We start from the raw sequence: 15,610 nt of genomic DNA on the forward strand, positions 1-15,610 counted from the left end.
AGTAAAAACATCAACTTCCTTCTTTTTCACTGCCAGAGGATGTATTGGTGTCATGCTCATGAGCGTCTTCCGGATGACTTCCCATATAAATCCGTATGGTGGAGCCTCTTTCCACCCGGGCTCCTGGTTTTGGTGCCTGACTGATGACCGTATTGCCAGTTCCTGATTTTACGAGCATAAAGTTCATATTCAAATCTTCATACAGATCTTGTACTGTTGCTCCTGTGAGGTCTGGTACGGTTACAATCGGTGTTTCCCCATACTTGTAATTCTTCTCAAGCTGATCCTTCCGCTGCGGGACCTGCAAATAGTGTAATGAATCCTCTAATATGTTCTGGACGATCGGAGCCGCAACGACGCCCCCGAATTGAATCCCCTTCGGATTGTCTACCGCGGTATAGACCACAATTTGCGGATCATCCGCTGGAGCAAAACCGATAAATGAAACGATATGTTCTGTTGTTGAGTAACGACCGTTAATTACCTTCTGAGCTGTACCTGTCTTGCCTCCTACCCGATAACCGTCGATAAAAGCAGGGCGTCCTGTCCCCTTAGCAACCACACTTTCGAGCGCTTCCCGAACCTGCTTGGAGGTCTCCTCCGATATGACCTGTCTTACCATCTCTGGCTCGGTTTCATTGACAACTTCGCCGGTCACGGGATCGACCCATGCTTTGGCAACAAACGGTTTGTATAGCTTTCCGCCGTTTATCGCTGCAGAGACCGCGGTAATCTGCTGAATCGGAGTTACAGAAACACCTTGACCAAAGGCGGTCGTCGCAAGCTCTACAGGTCCAACCTGGGAAAGCTTGAATAGTATTCCAGAAGCTTCTCCACTAAGGTCTATTCCTGTCTTTGCACCAAAACCGAAGTTTTTAATATACTCGAAAAGCGTCTCTTTGCCAAGTTTGTTCCCTAAAGCGACAAAACCCGGATTGCATGAGTTTTCCACAACCTGTAAAAAGGTTTGGCTGCCGTGTCCGCCCTTTTTCCAGCAGCGAAGCCGGGCTCCAGCGACCTCAATATAGCCTGGGTCAAAGAAATGATCATTAACGAGATCAACCTTCTTCTCTTCCAGGGCTGCGGCCAGCGTAATAATCTTAAAGGTAGAACCCGGCTCATAGGTCATCCATACGGGTAAATTGCGGTTATATATTTCTGCAGGATATTCCTGATAATTACCCGGCTCATAGCTTGGACGACTCGACATTCCAAGAATTTCTCCGGTCTTTGGATTCATCGCGATCGCGAGGGCAGAATTCGCCTCGAATTTGACCATCGCCTGATCCAGCTCACGCTCGATAATAGATTGGATCGGCTGATCGATGGTCAGCTGAAGGTTTAGCCCGTCCTTTGGCGCAACATATTCATCTGATGATCCTGGCATCAGCCTGCCTGCTGCATCCGACAGGTACTCAATTCCTCCTCCAATGCCCTTGAGGTTATCATCGTACTTCTTCTCTATTCCGGTTAACCCCTGATTATCAATTCCTGTAAAGCCAAGAATATGCGCCGCCAAAGCGCCGTAAGGATAGAACCGCTTATTGTCCTCAGCTACAACAATGCCCGGAAGCTCCAAATCACGAATTTCCTGTGCTTTCTCCATCGTAATTTTTCGGCCCCCGGGCTTTATCTCGACTATTCTTTCGGTCTTGGAAATGATGCCAAGCACCTTCTCCTGCGTCATCCCAAGAAGCGGCGCTAGGGCTTCAGCCGTTTTTTCCTTTTCCTTCACCTGAACCGGAATAGCCATAACGGTCGGTGTCGTAATATTATAAGCAAGTGCTGTTCCGTTACGGTCAAGAATCTCACCGCGCTTTGCAGTATATGGAATTTGCCTCCGCCACAGATTCTCGGCTTCCTCCGCCAATTCCGGTCCTCTGGCAAGCTGAACATACGCTAGACGGATGGCAAGCGCCGCAAAAAGAATGAGCAGTATCAGCATGCACCACAGCAAGCGGCGGCGAAGCGTCACGCTGGATACTTTGGCCATATATATCTCCCCCCTACTTGTCTTTCGTATTCACAATGACATGCTTAATCATGAATATTCGGGACAACCAGGGAATAGAACAAGCTTTATTACTATTAAGTTACCATCTCATTCTTCTGGGCTGCCTGCATCCGTGCTATATGTCTCAGCATCTTCTGAACCGGAACGGTCAGGCGTCAGGACTGTCTGCCTGTTCATCGGCTGCGCTTCCTTCTTCATCTGCTAAGCCGTCGGTGGATTCACCAGTTACGGCATCCTTCGCCGTCTGAAGCGTAAGCACTACTGTACGATTCTCTCCTGTTACTTCCACTTTCTGCTTGGAGACATACCCCTCACCCTCAACTCTTACTTCCACTTTCAGCAAAGTTAACACTTCAAGCGCATCACGCAGAGATTCGCCGGTCAAATCCGGGATTTCCATGGTGTCACTTTCCTCGGTGAGCAGGTAGATTCGCTGACCTGTCGTGAGCTCGGCTCCTGCTTTTGGATACTGCTGGATCACTTTGCTTCCCTTACCGAGTGTCTCATAGGCGATGCCCTCTTCCAATAGCTGTGTACGAGCATCCTTGCCGGATTTGCCGACCATATCAGGCGCTTTTTTGCGTACCAATGGCTGTGTATTCTCTGCTTCATCCTCGCTGGTTACCGCTTCCTTCGGAACGCCGAGATAAGTGAGGGATTTAGACATAATTTCTTTGAATATCGGGGCCGCACCTGAACCGCCTCCCAGGTTTGGATCATTAGGTTCATCAATCATGACCAGCATTGCAATTTTAGGATCATCCACTGGTGCATAGCCAATAAAGGAAACGACGGACTTCGTATGATCATATTCCCCGTTAATGTATTTAATTGCCGTCCCTGTTTTGCCGGCTACACGGTAACCATCAATATAGGCATATCTGCCTGATCCATGATCCTGATCCGCAACAACCTGTTCCAAATAACTGCCCACTGTTCTTGCTGTTTCCGATGATACCACCTGACGTACTTCTTTTGGCTGAATAGACTCTACCTCACCGCTGTTTGGATCCGATATTTCTTTCACCAGGTGCGGCTCGAGCAACTTACCTCCATTAGCTATGGCTGAAATGGCTGCCACCTGCTGAATAGGGGTTACCTGTACAAGTCCATGACCATAGGAGGCAGCAGCAATATCTGCAGCATATACCAATTCCCTAATTGGCGAGGCGGACTCAGTTGGAAGATCGATGCCTGTCTTCACACCGAAACCAAATTTATCAATATAATTGCGAAGTTTCTCTCCACCAAGCATTTTGTAACCGAGGTTGACAAAGGCAACATTACTGGAACGTTTTACACCCTCCAAGTAGCTGATCGTCCCCCAGTTGCGGCTAATATCACTAATGGTTCTGCCACCCACCTGAATACTCCCTGATTCAAAGGTCGCATTCGGATTAAACAATTTCTCCTCAACCGCTGCAGCCAGGGTCACAATCTTGAACGTAGATCCAGGCTCATAGATGGATTGAATCGCATGATTATAATAATTGTCCGGTGTTTCCCAATAGGAGTTCGGATTATAATTCGGCAGATTTGCCATACCCAGGATCTCCATCGTCTTCGGATCGGCTGCAATGACCGTCATACTGATCGGATCATATTTATCGTAAGCTTCCTTCATTGCTTCCTCGATGTAATATTGAATCGTATCATCAATAGTCAGCTTTAATTTTTTTCCATTCTGCGGAGCCGTATAGGTGCTGTCCGAGTTGGCCAGCTCTAGTCCTACACCGTCCTTCTGATATAGAAGCTTGCCTTCCGTTCCTTTGAGCTCCTCATCATAGTACAGCTCCAGCCCATAAACCGGGTCTCCCTCTTTATTCAAGTAACCAAGCACATGGGAAGCCAGATTGTCTCTCGGATAAAAACGCTTGGACTCATCCATCAATACGATGGCATTCTTCGCTCCGTATTCCTTGTCCAGCTCATTTCGAAATTCTTCAACCTTATCCTTCAACTCCTGATCAATCTTGTATCCTTCGCTCCGTACTTCTCTATGAGGCCTGAGGCTTCCGTTCTCCCTCGTTGCAGTGACATCCTCCCTCAGTCCAGCTTCATCCTTGCCCAGCAATTCATGCAGGCCCTGAACGACAACGTCCTCGATCTCCTTCTCATGAATAAGCTCAGGATTTACAGCTACCGTATAGGCAGGTGCATCCGTGGCCAGAACATTGCCATTGCGGTCTGTAATTGTCCCCCTCTTCGCTGGGATGGTCTTTGAATTCTCTATCAATTCAGCAGCGTAGTCCTGCCAAAAGCCTGCATTGACCACTTGAATCCAGAACACTTTGCCCATAAGTACAAGAAAAAAGAGGGTGATGATCCCTCCAATGAGTAACGTGCGAAGTTTTATTCTTTTATTCATTTTCCCCATAGACCAAAACCTCACATTCCTTACTTGCCGTCTGATGAACCTTGTTCAGATGAAGTAGGACGAACTGTAGTTCTCGGGACTCGAATCACTTCGCGATCCGAAGTTGGCTCCACGTATCCAAGCTCGCGCGCTTTCGCTACAATTTCGTTCTCCAGCTTCTCCTTATGAACGTCCAGAACAGCAATTTCTTTATTGGCTAATACCGTTGCTTGTTCGACAGCATGTGTCTGCTTGTTGAGATCATAGATATTTACATATCTGCCAACCATAACACTGACAATAATGACACATACGATCACAGACATCAGATACAGAAACTTCTCTCTTGTCGGCAGACCTGTCCTGCGAGTAACGACTTTCGTCGTCTCTTTATACCGCTGGGGCTGTGCTTGCTGCTCCTGCACTCTTTCCTTAACTGCCAGGTTGCCACGTGTATAGGCCATATTCGACTCTCCTTACGTTTCTTATTACAATTTTTCCGCTACACGCAGCTTAGCTGAGCGCGCTCTGGGGTTCTGCGCAAGTTCCGACTCGCTCGGCACAATCGGCTTTCGATTAACGAGCTTGAGTGTTCCTTTACCGCCGCATACACATAACGGGAAGTCAGGTGGGCATGTACATTTCTCCAAATAACTGCTAAAAATCTGTTTACATATCCTGTCTTCCAGGGAATGAAACGTAATAACAGATACTCTGCCGCCTGGTTTCAAGCAGCGAACTGCTTGATGCAAAGCCTCCTCAAACGCACCGAGCTCATCATTCACGGCGATTCGTAAAGCTTGGAAGCTCCGTTTGGCAGGATGTCCACCCGTTCTTCTGGCAGCTGCCGGAATACCTTCTTTAATGATATCGACCAATTCGCCCGTAGTTTCAATAGCTGCAGATTGCCTTTTTTCAACTATTACCCTAGCAATCCGTCTAGAAAACTTTTCTTCGCCATAAACATACAAAATTCGAGCAATTTCTTCTTCAGTCCACTCATTTACAATGTCTCTTGCTGTCAGATCACCAGACTGATCCATACGCATATCAAGTGGCGCATCGTGATTGTAGCTGAATCCCCGCTCGCCTTCATCGAACTGTGGAGAAGATACTCCAAGATCGTACAGAATGCCATCGACTTGAGGAATCCCTTCGGTCATTGGAACATCCTGTTCACTTAATACCGCAGTGAGGTCTCTGAAATTGGTTTTGACAAGTGTAACCTTGGACCCAAATTCTCCAAGCCTTTCTTTTGCATTTTCAAGTGCCCAGTCATCCTGATCGAATGCGATCAGTCGTCCCTCGGGTCCTAGTCGTGAGGCAATAAGCGAGCTATGTCCTGCCCCGCCTAATGTGCAGTCCACGTAAATCCCGTCCTGCTTGATGTTAAGGCCTTCGGTTGCTTCTTCTTTGAGTACGGTAATGTGGTGAAACACTTGTTTGTCCTCCAGACATTTTTGTGATGTGCATAAATCCTAAAACTCAAAATTGAAATCGACCAGCTTTTCGGCAATGTCGTTAAACGTTTCTTCAGATTGGCTGTAATATTGTTCCCATATGCCTTTGCTCCAGATCTCTACCCGATTGGATACACCGAGTACGACGCACTCCTTGTCCATCTTGGCGTAATCCCGTAAATTCATCGGTAAATTTACCCTGCCCTGTTTATCGAGCTCGCATTCAGTCGCTCCTGAGAAAAAAAACCGGGTAAAGGCACGCGCATCGGATTTCATAAGCGGCAGAGCTTTCAGCTTCTGCTCCAGAATGGACCATTCATTCATCGGATACACGAACAAGCACTGGTCCAATCCACGTGTGACAACAAAGCTCGGGCCGAGAGCGTCACGGAACTTGGCCGGTATAATCATTCGGCCTTTATCGTCAATGCTATGCTGGAACTCCCCCATAAACATTGTCTACCACTCCTTAGCTCCTGCTCACCACTTTGCTCCACTTTCCACCACTTAAGCATAATTGATTCGCTTTGAAAAATCAAAACCCTTCTCTCCATATGAAACTTTTTGGAAGAGATGTTAGAGAGCTACCTTGACTCATGGCGAAAAATAGGGTTAGTTGAAGCAAAAAAAGAGCGATGCCAAAAGCCAGATACGGCTTCTATAAGCATCACTCTTCGGCGTTACAATTTAGTTTAATCATCCATTAAACATTCCAGCCTATATGCTAGACGTTCCAGCTGTCCAAGTATTGAATTTGCTCTTCGGTTAACGTGTCTAGCTCAATGTTCAAGCTCTCCAGCTTGTACCTGGCTACCTTCTCATCAATTTCATAAGGAACGTTAATCACAGCAGGGTTGAGAGTTTCATAATTTTCCCTTACATACCGGAGCCCCAGTGCTTGTAGGGCAAAAGTCGTGTCCATAATTTCAGCCGGATGCCCATCTGCCGCGGCCAGGTTCACGAGACGCCCTTCTGCTAACAGGTACATTTTACGTCCATCTGCAAACCGATATTCCTCGATATTTTTCCGCACCGTGCGTACCGATGTAGAACGCTTCTTCAGCTCAGGAATACTCACTTCCACATCGAAGTGCCCTGCATTCGCCAGCACTGCGCCATCCTTCATAACATCAAAATGCTCACCTGTAATAACAGCTTTGTTTCCTGTTACCGTGATGAAGAAATCACCCAGCTTGGCCGCCTCGACCATCGGCATGACACGGAATCCATCCATGTGAGCTTCGACAGCCTTGATCGCATCCACTTCAGTTACGATTACATTGGCACCAAGTCCCTTGGCGCGCATCGCTACTCCTTTGCCGCACCAGCCGTAGCCGACGACAACGACCGTACTTCCGGCAACGACAAGATTTGTCGTCCGAATAATCCCATCGAACGCCGATTGCCCTGTTCCATAACGATTGTCGAATAGATGTTTGCAATATGCGTCATTAACAGCCACCATTGGCAGGTTCAACACCTTCTGTTTTTCGAGGGCCTTCAGCTTAATAATACCGGTTGTCGTTTCTTCTGCTCCACCGCGAATCGTCTCTAGCAGATCCGGACGCTCGGAATGAAGAATGGTTACAAGATCTCCACCATCATCGATAATGAAGTCAGGCTTCGTTTCTAATGATCTCAAGATCAATTGCTTGTATTCCACCGGATCAGGATTATATTTGGCGAACACCGTAATACCGTCCTCCACCAGTGCTGCACATACATCGTCCTGAGTAGACAGCGGATTGCTTCCCGTAATGGTTACTTCAGCTCCACCCGCCTGAATCACTTTTGCGAGATAAGCCGTTTTGGCTTCTAAGTGAAGGCAAATCGTCACTTTAAGTCCTTTGAATGGCAAATCTGCTTCAAACTCTTTGCGTACCCGGTTCAATACCGGCATATGAGCCTCCACCCAATCAATCTTAAGATGTCCTTCCGGGGCCAGGTTCATATCTGCGACGATACTGTTCTTAATCACATCCGTGCTCATCTTGTTCCTCCAATTATATATACAGAATATGATGGATGCCGCTCATATCAGCAGGAACCTCCATTAACTCTTTCAACCAGTCCGTTCCATACCGGTTAACGTAATAGTAAACATTGTAGACTCTTTCCTGCGGGCGTTTTGAAGGAAAAAGCGATCTTTCTACATAATCCCATTGCTTAAGCGAAGCTTCATGTCTCTGTGCTATGGCCTGCTTCGTTCTTTTTTGCATATATTCGATCTGCTCTTCTATTTTCTCGCTGTTGGTTATTCCTAGGCGACCCAGCCCCGACTCCAGCTGACCGAGCTGTTCAAGTAATGGCGCATATAGCTTGCGGAAAGAAGTCTTAAGATCTTCAAACTGTCCGTTCACATCAAATTCATCCAAGCTGAGCAGCCAGGTCTCTTTCTTCTCATCAAAGGAGAACTGGATATCAGCGAAAGTCAAATCATATTTATCCATCAGCTTCTGTATATGATGATCCAAAATCGTATATGACAAACGTGGCATAAGTATTGGCATGCGAAGACCCATTCGATGAAATGCGTCTTTGGTCAGCGCCCAGTAAGCAATCTCGGCATGCCCGAGCACCGTTGACAGCACCGGGAATATAGAATCCTGCATTAAAGGCCGGGTCAGAACATTGTTACTGAAGCGTTCCGGATGCTGATGGAGAATTTCAAGCAGCTCTGTTTTGGAAAAAGAAACATAGCCTTTGCGATCGACAAATCTACCGTCTTCCTTAAACAACAGCAATCTGGATCCCTCATGGATATAGAACAGATTTGCTCCTCCGGAGGCGACATCCGCCTGCATCGTAAAGCCGCTTGTTACAACTCGGCCGGAAGACTCGTGGTAACATTGTTCAAGCATGTCGTTATCTTCTATAATACGCTCAAATACAGGCACTTCGAGCTTTCTTAACTCCGGATCTGCCGAGTCCATAAGTACGAGTCCATATGAGCCGAACAATTGCCCTAGCAATTTGGCGAATACATCACTCAAGCTTATATACTCGTCCTGAACCGCTTCTCTAATAGAAGCAATAATTTCCGGTTTGTTCTCCGAATCAGGTAATAGCTCTTCCAGCTCCTGAATAGCAGCAATCCAATGCTCCTTCTCCACGGCAACGTCACTCACGGAAGAGCGCCCTTCATATTTTCCAGGCATTTTGACTTTAGTTACCGAGAGATCTGAACTCATTAAGTAAGTATGGTCCACCTCATCCCAATCATGGTCCTCACCGGCAATCCAGAATATGGGCACAACAGGACGTCCAAGCTTCTCTTCTGCGGTCTTGGCCGCTTTAATAATCGTTGCTGCCTTGTATATAACAAGCAAAGAGCCGGTGAACAATCCGCTCTGCTGACCGCCGGTAATAACTAAAGCGTTCTCCTGTGCCAGCCGGTCCAGAGATGCCTTAACTGCAGGATGCGGATTTCGACTTTCATTATATAAACGCAAGCAAGTAACCATTGCCTGCCGGTCTACTCGTGTGTCTCCGGTTCGATCAAGCCACTCGGCACGCGCTATGTAGCTGGAATAATCGCGAAAATTATATTCGTACAAATGATGCACGGTTTCATCGTAACGCAAATAATGTTCCGCTAGAGGTGATCCACTACGCAGCGCCTCAGGAATTAGATTCATGAGGTCATCCTCCTATTCATTTAAAGCCTTATTCGATTGTACCGAATGCTTTATATTCCGTCAAAGTAATAATTGTATACATTGAATCAATTTCACACATGTTTAGGTAATGGAATTGATTCAGAATCAATTTCATACATGTTTAGGTAATGGAATTGATTCAGAATCAATTTCATACACGTTTAGGTAATGGAATTGATTCAGAATCAATTTCATACACGTTTAGGTAATGGAATTGATTCTCCGAATCAAAAAAACCGCCGATTATAACATCGGCGGCACGAACTAACATATCTTGATCAAGCGTAAGGTTCAGCCACAAAATGGCCTTTGGATACTTCAATCAGCTTGGCATTATCCAGGTTAAAGGCGCTCTTCGCTGCCTCTCCCTCATTACCTGAACTGATTGGGCCCGAATTGTCCTCAGGCATAATAATACGCTTTTTATTCGCTTCAATGTCCGGATCCGGAATCGGAATCGCGGATAGAAGCATTTTGGTATAAGGATGGATCGGGTTTGCATACAGCTCTTCACTGTCCGCAAGCTCTACCATTTTACCCATATACATTACAGCAACCCGGTCACTGATGTGCTTAACCATGGAAAGGTCATGGGCAATGAACAAGTAAGTCAGACCCAAACGATCCTGAAGATCCTTCAGAAGGTTAACCACCTGTGCTTGAATGGATACGTCAAGTGCGGAAATCGGCTCATCACAAATGATGAATTTAGGATTTACGGCAAGAGCACGGGCAATCCCGATCCGCTGACGCTGTCCACCGGAGAATTCATGCGGATAACGGTTCGCATGGTCTGAATTAAGGCCTACAAGATCCAATAGCTCCTCGATCCGTTTCTTGCGCTCCTTGCTGCTTCCAGCCATATTGTGAATATCCAGAGCTTCACCAATAATATCAGAAACGGTAAAGCGCGGATTGAGCGATGCATACGGATCTTGGAAAATCATCTGCATGTCACGGCGCATGGCTTTCATCTTGTTCGGTGAGAGCTTGTAGATATCTGTGCCGTTAAAGCGCACACTGCCTGCTGTAGGCTCATACAAACGAAGGATTGTACGTCCAGCTGTTGATTTACCACAGCCGGATTCTCCTACCATTCCGAGAGTCTCGCCTTCACGAATATAAAAGTTAAGATTATCTACGGCTTTGAGCGTACGATTCTTCCCTACATTAAAGTATTTCTTAAGACCTTCAACCTCAATTAAGTTCTTGCTCATGAAGAATGTACCTCCTTCGCCATAGGATGCAGCTCCCAGCAGCGTGCCATGTGAGTGTCACTGAATACCGTAGCACCAGGATCAATACGCTCGCAGATGCTCATTGCACGATCACAACGCGCTGCGAATGGACAGCCAAGCGGTGGCTTGATCAAATCCGGCGGTGTACCCACGATCGGAATGAGCGGCTCGTCCTTCTTCTGATCAAGACGAGGCATGGAACGCATCAAACCTTTGGTATACGGATGCTGCGGATTTTTGAATATTTCATATTTCGTACCTGTTTCTACCACTTCTCCAGCATACATAACGATAACGCGGTCTGCAATACCGGCTACTACGCCAAGGTCATGTGTGATCAGGATAATGGAAGTGCCCAGCTGTTCCTGCATGTCTTTCATAACGTCCATGATCTGAGCCTGGATCGTTACGTCAAGAGCCGTTGTCGGCTCATCGGCAATCAGCAGGGCCGGCTTACAAGCAAGTGCAATTGCGATCATCGCACGCTGACGCATACCGCCGGAGAATTCATGTGGATATTGATTGAAGCGTTCTTCTGCATTCTTAATACCGACCATTTTGAGCATTTTAACCGCTTCTTTAGCTGCCTCATCCTTGGACATGTTCTGATGCTTGATCAATACCTCAGTAATCTGTTTACCGATCTTGATGGTCGGGTTCAGCGATGTCATCGGATCTTGGAAGATCATGCCGATATCTTTACCACGAATGGATTCCATTTGCTTATTGGTCTTCTTCAGCAAATCCTGTCCTTGGAAAATAATTTCACCTTTATTAATGATGGACGGTGGAGAAGGAATCAAACGCATAATGGTTTGGGCTGTTACACTCTTACCACTACCGGATTCACCGACAATAGCAACAGTCTCACCCTTGCCGATTTCAAAATTCATGCCGCGTACGGCCTTTACCTCGCCGTCTCTTACTTTAAATGAAACGTTAAGATCTTTAACCTGCAACAACGGATCCATTATGTCCACCTCCTATTTTTTCAGTTTTGGATCTAGTGCGTCACGGAGTCCGTCACCGAAGAGGTTGAACGCTAGCATGATTAAGCTGATCAGACCTGCCGGGAACAACATCCGCCAAGGGTAGTACATCCATCCTGTAAGTGCGTTCTCAATCATGGAACCCAGGGACGCTCTTGGAGCTTGTACACCAAGACCAAGGAAGCTCAGGAAAGCCTCACTGAAGATCGCACTCGGTACGGATAAAGTCAGTGTTACGATAATTGGCCCTACTGCGTTTGGCAGCAGGTGTTTGAAGATAAGACGAGACGAGTTTGCACCCATGGATTTGGAAGCAAGCACGAATTCTCTGTTCTTGAGCTGCATAATTTCGCCCCGTACGATCCAGGCCATATTAATCCAGCCGGTTATACATAGGGCTATAATAATCGTTCCCACGCTAGGCTCGAGGACGACTAGAAGCAAAATAGTGACAAGCAGATAAGGGATTGCATACAGGATCTCAGAGAATTTGTTCATGATTTCTCCGACACGTCCACCGTAGAAGCCCATGATTCCGCCGTAGATAACCCCAATACAAAGGTCAATCAAGGCGGCTGCAAAACCGATAATTAGTGAGATCTGCGCACCTGACCAGGTACGTACCCACATATCGCGGCCAAGATCGTCCGTTCCAAACCAGTGCTCTTTGGAAGGAGGCTGATTGGCGTTCATCAGATCATTCGTCTGATAGTCATTGCTGGACATCAATGGAGCAACTATCGACATAATAATAATGATAACGAGGATGACTAGGCTGGTCATCGCGAGCTTATTTTTAAGAAGCCGCTCCCATGCATCGCGCATAGCTGACACACTTTGACGCTGAATGACCTCTGCTTGCTTCTCATCCGTCCCGATTCTTCTAAAATCTTCAGGTGTAAGCTGAGTGTTGTTTGGATCGATGCTAGATTGATTTGCAGACACTACCTAGCCCTCCTTTCCATTCGAAAGTTTGATACGCGGATCAATAAGAACATATGCAATATCCGTTAGAAAACGAGCAAACATGAGAATAATGCCATAGAATATGGTGATTCCCATAATCATGGTATAATCACGTGTCGTAATACTTTCGACGAATACTTTACCAATACCGCCGATACCGAATACACGCTCGATAACAACAGAACCTGTAACCACGTTAGCCGTCATTGGTCCAACATAAGTCACAACAGGCATGATGGCATTACGGATAATATGTCTGAACATAATGGTGAAGCTGTTCAAGCCTTTGGCTTTCGCCGTTTTAATATAATCGGCGTGTAATACCTCAAGCATGTTGGAGCGTGTCAAACGCGCGATATAGGCAATAGGCTGGGCAGACAGCGCCGCAACCGGCAGGACATAATCGAGCGGACCGTTAAGTCCCATTACTTTGAATATTCCCAGCTCTTGCGCCAGATAGAATTGCAGGAGTGATGCGAGCACGAAACTCGGGACTGCGATTCCAATAACCGCAAGCACCATAGCCACGTTGTCAATTATCTTCCGATGGTTCATCGCTGCAACCATTCCAAGCAAAATACCTACGATAACAGCTACAACGATAGCAACAAGTCCAAGCTTAAGTGACACACCAAAGGTTTGGCCGATAATATCGGTCACATCTTGGTTTAGTCGCTTCATGGAGATTCCGAAATCTCCTGTGATGATATTACCGAGATAATCAATATATTGCATGAACACCGGCTTATCGAGGCCGTATTGTTCCATAAGTCTGGCTTGAATTTCAGGTGATGTCGCCTTCTCACTCATAAACGGGTTACCCGGAATCGCCTTCATTAGGAAGAACGTAGCGGAGATGAGAATAAATAGAGATATCAGCATGAAAATCAGCCTATTGATCACGTATCTTATCATGATCCTGGACACCCCCCGCAAATTAAAATAACAGTTGTACAATTACAATTTTATAAAAACTAGAGGATTAAATCTATTCTAGTTATTTGCGAATTTTACTATTACTTTCCAATTATGAACGACATACAAAAAAATCGGGATATATAAGGGTTAGCCCGCATATATATCCCGAAGCTTCTATACAGTTATATCCTTACTTACCCTCAACAGAAGCTCTAGTGAAGTCAATTGCTCCACTGAAATCAAGGCTAACGCCTTTAAGGTAAGGCTTAGTTAAAGAAACATTTGTATAGTAGTACAACGGTGCAATAACCATGTCCTCTTCAACGAGCATTTTCTCAGCTTGAGCAAAAAGATCATTACGTTTAGCTGCATCTTGCTCTACAGCTGCTTGCTCGATAAGCGCATCGTACTCAGGGTTTGCATAACCAGAATCATTGTTACCGTTGCCTGTAGTCCACATATCCATGAATGTCATTGGATCATTGTAGTCAGCAGACCAGCCAGCACGTGCTACTTGATAGTTCAGGTTCTTACGAGTTTCAAGGAACACACCCCACTCTTGGTTCTGAGTGGCAACTTCTACGCCAAGAGCGTTTTTCCACATATCCGCTACAGCTACAGCCAGTTTTTGGTGAGCTTCACTGGAGTTGTAGATCAGAGTAATTTTAGGAAGCGTTGTGTAGCCTTCTTCCTTCATACCTTCTTCAAGCAAACGTTTTGCTTCTTCTGCATTCTCTTGGAAGTATGCATCTTCAACTTCGGTACGGAACTCATCAGAAGCACCTTTGATACCTGGAGGTACAAATCCAAATGCTGGCAGCTGTCCGCCAAGAGTTACATTGTCAACGATCGCTTGACGATTGATAGACATTGCAAAGGCTTTACGGATTTTAGCATTTTGGAAAGGCTCAGCTGTTACGTTAAACATATAGTAGTACGTACTAGCGATACCTTTTACATTAAATTCTTCAGGCAATTCACTTTGAACACCTTTGATTTGGTCTGTAGGGATTTCACCGTTAGGTGCACCAGCATAATCGATTTCACCATTTCTATAAGAAGAAAGTTCTGTCGCACCGCTGTTTGTCAAAGACATATCTACACGAGCAAGGCTGATGCTGTCTTTGTCCCAATATTGTTCATTCTTCGTAACTTGAATCTTTTGACCTGTTGTCCATTCAGTAAGCGTGAACGGTCCGTTAACAACCATCGAATCTTTGTTAGTCGCCCATTTGTCATTACCCTCAACAGAGGAATGAACTGGGTAGTAAGTGTAGAAGGAAGTCAGACCCAAGAAGTAAGGAGTTGGGTTAGCCAGTTTTACTTTAAGAGTCTTCTCGTCTACTGCTTCAACGCCGACTTGGGAGAAATCTGTGATTTCGCCAGTGTTGAACTGTTCTGCATTCTCGATGTAGTACAGCTGATAAGCATAAGGTGGAGCCGGTGTAGAAGCGGGATCAAGGACGCGCTTCCACGCGAACACAAAATCGTTTGCTGTTACTGCATCGCCATTGCTCCATTTAGCATCTTCACGAAGTGTGAAGACGTATTCTTTGCCATCTTCAGAAATTTCCCAAGATTCCGCAACACCTGGAACTGGGTTACCATCTTCGCCCATACGAACTAGGCCTTCATACATAAGCTTCAATACCGTGTTAGTCTGGCTGTCTTGAGCTTGAGCCGGGTCAAAAGTCGGCGGTTCAGCACTCAAATTAATGTTCAAAACCTGTTCTGCTGGTGCATTTCCTTCACCAGATTGACTGCCTTCATTGCTATTGTCAGAACCGCACGCTGCAAGTACGGAACCAAATGCAAGAACTAGCGTCAAAAGGACTAACAAACTCTTCCTTTTCATCAAGCATTTCCCCCTAAAAAGATGATGTGGTATATATGTTTATAGATTATACAACCAGCGGTCAAAAAAATCTACATAACTTTTTCTGAAAAATGACTTTTTTTCACCATTCGACACATTCGACACATTTTGCACACAATTCGCGTTATGTTTCC

The 15,610-nt window shown here is 46.0% G+C and carries 12 protein-coding genes; all 12 read right to left on the reverse strand.

What is annotated here, in order from left to right; translation table 11 throughout:
• Window positions 1-10 precede the first annotated feature (10 nt).
• A complete protein-coding gene (locus tag BM415_RS12835) occupies window positions 11-1,993 on the reverse strand; it encodes a stage V sporulation protein D (RefSeq protein WP_091158537.1) in 1,983 nt (660 codons plus the stop codon).
• A 169-nt stretch (window positions 1,994-2,162) separates the two neighbouring features.
• A complete protein-coding gene (locus BM415_RS12840) occupies window positions 2,163-4,391 on the reverse strand; it encodes a penicillin-binding transpeptidase domain-containing protein (protein WP_348272315.1) in 2,229 nt (742 codons plus the stop codon).
• A gap of 20 nt (window positions 4,392-4,411) precedes the next feature.
• A complete protein-coding gene (locus BM415_RS12845) occupies window positions 4,412-4,834 on the reverse strand; it encodes a hypothetical protein (protein WP_091158539.1) in 423 nt (140 codons plus the stop codon).
• Between the two features lie 24 nt (window positions 4,835-4,858).
• The gene (gene rsmH, locus BM415_RS12850) at window positions 4,859-5,809 is read right to left on the reverse strand and encodes a 16S rRNA (cytosine(1402)-N(4))-methyltransferase RsmH (RefSeq protein WP_091158541.1); all 951 of its coding nucleotides are present in this window, start codon (window positions 5,807-5,809) and stop codon (window positions 4,859-4,861) included.
• Between the two features lie 39 nt (window positions 5,810-5,848).
• On the reverse strand, window positions 5,849-6,286 hold the full coding sequence (gene mraZ, locus BM415_RS12855) for a division/cell wall cluster transcriptional repressor MraZ (protein ID WP_047910860.1): 438 nt from the start codon (window positions 6,284-6,286) through the stop codon (window positions 5,849-5,851).
• Between the two features lie 268 nt (window positions 6,287-6,554).
• On the reverse strand, window positions 6,555-7,820 hold the full coding sequence (locus tag BM415_RS12860; protein ID WP_091158542.1) for an adenosylhomocysteinase: 1,266 nt from the start codon (window positions 7,818-7,820) through the stop codon (window positions 6,555-6,557).
• Between the two features lie 13 nt (window positions 7,821-7,833).
• A complete protein-coding gene (bshC, locus tag BM415_RS12865) occupies window positions 7,834-9,468 on the reverse strand; it encodes a bacillithiol biosynthesis cysteine-adding enzyme BshC (protein ID WP_091158544.1) in 1,635 nt (544 codons plus the stop codon).
• Between the two features lie 299 nt (window positions 9,469-9,767).
• On the reverse strand, window positions 9,768-10,706 hold the full coding sequence (locus tag BM415_RS12870) for an ABC transporter ATP-binding protein (protein ID WP_091158545.1): 939 nt from the start codon (window positions 10,704-10,706) through the stop codon (window positions 9,768-9,770).
• Complete coding sequence (locus tag BM415_RS12875; protein ID WP_091158547.1) at window positions 10,703-11,698, reverse strand: ABC transporter ATP-binding protein; 996 nt, start codon at window positions 11,696-11,698, stop codon at window positions 10,703-10,705. The genes BM415_RS12870 and BM415_RS12875 overlap by 4 nt, the downstream gene beginning before the upstream one ends.
• 12 nt (window positions 11,699-11,710) lie before the next feature.
• Window positions 11,711-12,661 (reverse strand): ABC transporter permease, encoded by a 951-nt coding sequence (locus BM415_RS12880; RefSeq protein WP_280142860.1) that lies wholly within the window; start codon window positions 12,659-12,661, stop codon window positions 11,711-11,713.
• Window positions 12,662-12,664: 3 nt separating this feature from the next.
• Window positions 12,665-13,597, reverse strand: coding sequence for an ABC transporter permease (locus tag BM415_RS12885; protein WP_091158549.1), 933 nt, complete (start codon window positions 13,595-13,597; stop codon window positions 12,665-12,667).
• Between the two features lie 193 nt (window positions 13,598-13,790).
• Window positions 13,791-15,455 (reverse strand): peptide ABC transporter substrate-binding protein, encoded by a 1,665-nt coding sequence (locus BM415_RS12890; protein WP_091158551.1) that lies wholly within the window; start codon window positions 15,453-15,455, stop codon window positions 13,791-13,793.
• Between the last annotated feature and the right edge of the window lie 155 nt (window positions 15,456-15,610).

This window comes from Paenibacillus sp. 453mf (assembly GCF_900116105.1).
GTDB classification, from domain to species: domain Bacteria; phylum Bacillota; class Bacilli; order Paenibacillales; family Paenibacillaceae; genus Paenibacillus; species Paenibacillus provencensis.

Bases quoted from the DNA above. Each gene is read 5' to 3' on its own strand.
- BM415_RS12835 (WP_091158537.1), bottom strand. From the start codon at position 1,993: ATGGCCAAAGTATCCAGCGTGACGCTTCGCCGCCGCTTGCTGTGGTGC.
- BM415_RS12840 (WP_348272315.1), bottom strand. From the start codon at position 4,391: ATGGGGAAAATGAATAAAAGAATAAAACTTCGCACGTTACTCATTGGA.
- BM415_RS12845 (WP_091158539.1), bottom strand. From the start codon at position 4,834: ATGGCCTATACACGTGGCAACCTGGCAGTTAAGGAAAGAGTGCAGGAG.
- mraZ (WP_047910860.1), bottom strand. From the start codon at position 6,286: ATGTTTATGGGGGAGTTCCAGCATAGCATTGACGATAAAGGCCGAATG.
- BM415_RS12860 (WP_091158542.1), bottom strand. From the start codon at position 7,820: ATGAGCACGGATGTGATTAAGAACAGTATCGTCGCAGATATGAACCTG.
- bshC (WP_091158544.1), bottom strand. From the start codon at position 9,468: ATGAATCTAATTCCTGAGGCGCTGCGTAGTGGATCACCTCTAGCGGAA.
- BM415_RS12870 (WP_091158545.1), bottom strand. From the start codon at position 10,706: ATGAGCAAGAACTTAATTGAGGTTGAAGGTCTTAAGAAATACTTTAAT.
- BM415_RS12875 (WP_091158547.1), bottom strand. From the start codon at position 11,698: ATGGATCCGTTGTTGCAGGTTAAAGATCTTAACGTTTCATTTAAAGTA.
- BM415_RS12885 (WP_091158549.1), bottom strand. From the start codon at position 13,597: ATGATAAGATACGTGATCAATAGGCTGATTTTCATGCTGATATCTCTA.
- BM415_RS12890 (WP_091158551.1), bottom strand. From the start codon at position 15,455: ATGAAAAGGAAGAGTTTGTTAGTCCTTTTGACGCTAGTTCTTGCATTT.